Source organism: Shewanella sp. A22 (assembly GCF_053850585.1).
Genome location: NZ_JBSQBN010000208.1, coordinates 1 through 3,651 on the forward strand (window position 1 = coordinate 1; position 3,651 = coordinate 3,651).

At 37.6% G+C, this 3,651-nt stretch carries 3 protein-coding genes; 2 read left to right on the forward strand and 1 reads right to left on the reverse strand.

Annotated features, from left to right (window positions below; all coding sequences use genetic code 11):
- Nucleotides 1–169: 169 nt before the first annotated feature.
- Nucleotides 170–1,147 (reverse strand): HTH-type transcriptional regulator CysB, encoded by a 978-nt coding sequence (gene cysB / locus ACWXWT_RS20125; protein WP_456043348.1) that lies wholly within the window; start codon nucleotides 1,145–1,147, stop codon nucleotides 170–172.
- Between the two features lie 389 nt (nucleotides 1,148–1,536).
- On the opposite strand from cysB, the gene ACWXWT_RS20130 reads away from it, so the two are divergent.
- Nucleotides 1,537–2,316, forward strand: a complete 780-nt coding sequence (locus tag ACWXWT_RS20130; RefSeq protein WP_456043349.1) for a hypothetical protein — start codon at nucleotides 1,537–1,539, stop codon at nucleotides 2,314–2,316.
- A gap of 708 nt (nucleotides 2,317–3,024) precedes the next feature.
- Nucleotides 3,025–3,459 carry a hypothetical protein gene (locus tag ACWXWT_RS20135; protein ID WP_456043350.1) on the forward strand — a complete coding sequence of 145 codons (435 nt, stop codon included), beginning with the start codon at nucleotides 3,025–3,027 and terminating at the stop codon, nucleotides 3,457–3,459.
- Nucleotides 3,460–3,651 lie beyond the last annotated feature (192 nt).

Here is a 3,651-nt window from a genome sequence, read left to right on the forward strand (position 1 = left end):
TGCCAAACAATTTAAGTTAGAAGGCAAGCGAGAGAGGAGTTATCCACGCTGCTTAAAAGTCAGTAAAAACAAGTATCCGGTAGCAAAAAGAAAAAGTGCCGCTCACCTTAAGTGAACGGCATTACGCTTATTAGCGAGGTTTTTTTATGACTATACAGTCGTAATAACGCTAACGTACAGGTAACGCTATATCAACAAACATTTCATCAATCAATTGCTGATCTCGAAGCCCTACCGCTTTCTCAACGACATCACGGGTTAAGTGAGGAGCAAAATGTCGCATAAAGTCATACATATAACTGCGTAAAAAACTGCCACGTCTAAAGCCGATTTTAGTTGTACTATGCGCAAATAGATGGCTAGCATCAATTGCAACTAAATCGTTATCTACAGCCGGATCGATTGCCATAGAAGCAATAACGCCAACCCCTAACCCTAAACGGACATAGGTTTTAAGCACATCTGCACTAGTGGCACTAAACACAACTCTAGGGTTAAGATCTGCACGATTAAATGACTTTTCAATTTCAGACGCTTTATCGAATCCAAATACATATGTCACCAACGGGAATGTCGCTAAGTCTTCAATACTAATCTTTGCCGATTGTGTCGCCAGTGGATGATCTCGAGTCACAACAATTGATCGATTCCAATGATAACAAGGCAGCATAATTAAGTCGGTGTACAAATGCATTGCTTCAGTTGCAATAGCAAAATCAGCGTCACCTCTAGCAGCCTGTTCACTAATTTGTGAAGGGGTTCCCTGATGCATATGCAAATTGACTTTAGGGTATCTTTTTATAAACTCGCGAATAATTTGTGGTAGAGCATATCGCGCTTGAGTATCCGTAGTGGCAATATTCAATTCGCCTTGATTAGGCTTGGTGTACTCTTCTGAAACTTTTTTGATACTGTCGACTTTTCCAAGTATATCATTTGCTATATCAATAACTTGTTGTCCAGCAGGCGTAACATGAGTTAAATGCTTGCCACTACGACCAAATATTTGAATGCCTAATTCATCTTCTAGCATTCTAACTTGCTTGCTGATGCCGGGCTGTGAAGTATAGAGATTCTCAGCCGTAGACGACACATTTAGGTTGTGTTTGACAACCTCTGCAATATATCTAAGTTGTTGCAGTTTCATGGTTTGATCCTTGATTTAACCGTTACTCATTTACCAATACGTAAATGGCAACAAATCTATCGCTGTTTTACCCAGCAAGAACAATTGTTCAACTATAATAAAACGTTATATGACCCATAAAATGTAATATAAATAGTAATAACGAGCAAGTAAAAATCGCAATGTTGCGAATTGACTCAGCTTTTCATAAACATAGACAGTTAACAGTTTAATGATTTATCAACAAAATGACTTATTATTCAACGACAGCCGCGATAACATACGCTAAGATATAGAATCATTTCGATGAGATTTTTGTTATTACTATTTCATCCAGTATCAAAACGACTTTTAGCCATTGAAATTTGGCTATATTTACCATGTGATATGTAAGATAAAACGGAACCTTTATGTCCTTAATTTTGATATTAATTCTAATTGGGGCGCTATTACTGCTGATAATCGGCATTAGTATTGTCCAACAACAAAAAGAACGCGCAGAAGCCGAGCGTCGAATCGAAATTGCTCGTCAACGAGCCATTATAGACGAAACCGACACAGTCTTATCTAACACGGGTATGACGCCTTCTTCTAGCCACATAATGTTAGTGCTTTATCGCCGAATTCAAGATGCTTTAGAACAATCATTAATCCATGCATCAGGTCAGTTAAAATCGGATTATGAACGCCGTCTAGCCGATATAAAAACGCAAATAACCACCGTATCATCATCGCCAAGCCAAATTCCCGCGATTGAGGGTTTTAGATTACCTGATAACGATAGACAAGTTTTAGAATTAGTAAAAACACTTAAAAAACTTAAAGCGATATTACGTGCAGAACATAATAAGGGAAAAGTTGATCCCTCTATTTTTACAGCAGAAGAAATGCGTATTGATAGTCTTCAATTACGAATTAATGTTGACTCTATGATTAGCCGAGCCCGTGCAGCATGTTTTATGAAGCAATACGGCTCCAGTAAACAAATGGTCACAAAAGCCTTAAACACATTACACACAATTAAGGCTCAAACACCAAATGACCCTTTTATTGCCCGCAAGGTCGATGAAGCAAAACTGTTACTCGATGAAATAATGGGGGCGCAAAAGCATAGCGAACCAAGTGCACCAAAACCGAAAAAAGAAGGTGATGATCTTGATATGCTGTTTCAGCCTAAAAAGAAATGGTAGGTTTTTAGCGTCTGAAGTAAATAAAACAAGCCTCATTAAGAGGCTTGTTTTATTTACAATCAATTTCAATTGAACCCATAATTTGCGTTATTTTTTAACCACAAAAAAAACACAAACAAATACATAAAGTTACCGAAATAACACATTCAATTAAACAGAGTTGTCCACAGAATCTGTGGATAACAATTTTAGATATTTGCCATTACTGTTTTATGGAATAATAACAAACTAGTATATTCAAACATTAGCAACTTATCATCAGTGTCAGCTCGTTATTGGACTAACACCCTGTAGCCACCCAGCAGCGCATTAGTTAATGAACCCTTTACCTAACAAGCATAAACAAGGTATGACATGCTTCATTCTTTACGTCAAGCTTTCCTACTAAAAAATACTGGTTAACCAAACAGTTCGAACAAAAAATAGCTTGCTTACTGGTTACGTAATAACAATGACCCTTTACTCAATTCACTTTAATCGTTTATGACAATTTACATAAAATGATTAATAATACTATTTCAATCGAATTGATACTTTAAAGGCCTTCATTATTTGGTCTTAAAATAGATGTTGATAACGTTCTAACGCTTCTTGCCTGCACAAATCGAATAAATACGTCGTCAATCCTTGTAAGCGATGACATAAATCGAGATACTAGCGAGCAATAATTTAACCGATAAAAAGAGCCTTATGCTTAGAATCGCGCCTATGAAAATCTTACCTCTGTTTTTGTTGTGTATCCTCACGGCTTGCGGGCAATCTGATGAACTAGGCCAACCTCAACTCACCCCAGAACAAGTCTCCCTAGGCTTCTTCGAAGCCATTTATATTGAGCGTGATGTTGATAAGGCGAAAAGATTCGTCTCAAAAGATATCCAAGAAATTATGGATCATTACCATATTGCCTCTGCGGTACAACGGCATGTATTAGGCTTGTCCATGCGCCAAGTAACTATTTCAATTGATGAAATTGATATCGATTTCTTTCGTAAGTTTACCGATGACGTTACTGTAATCGTAAAAATGCAAGGGTTAAAAGGTGGGCGAGAATGGATAGACGATCGCACTATCCGTCTCCACAAAAAAGGAAGCACCTGGATTATTATTGAGATATTACCAGAGAAAGGTCGAATCGAAGGTTAGCTTTACCTAAATCAACTTATATAAAAGTAAAATCAAACTGGTTTTCTATCATTATACCAATCCTGTTAAATATGTGATCTTTCAGCGGGAGTTCAAAGTGCTGTAGGCAAGGCAGATGATTGAAGCAAATAGTGATCCTCGGTAACAAGCTCCTGCGTTACTCTACCTCCAGCATCTGACCGCCATGGATGG

What these genes read in the sequence shown, in the direction of transcription:
- cysB (WP_456043348.1), bottom strand. Translation starts at nt 1,147, where the DNA reads ATGAAACTGCAACAACTTAGATATATTGCAGAGGTTGTCAAACACAAC.
- ACWXWT_RS20130 (WP_456043349.1), top strand. Translation starts at nt 1,537, where the DNA reads ATGTCCTTAATTTTGATATTAATTCTAATTGGGGCGCTATTACTGCTG.
- ACWXWT_RS20135 (WP_456043350.1), top strand. Translation starts at nt 3,025, where the DNA reads ATGAAAATCTTACCTCTGTTTTTGTTGTGTATCCTCACGGCTTGCGGG.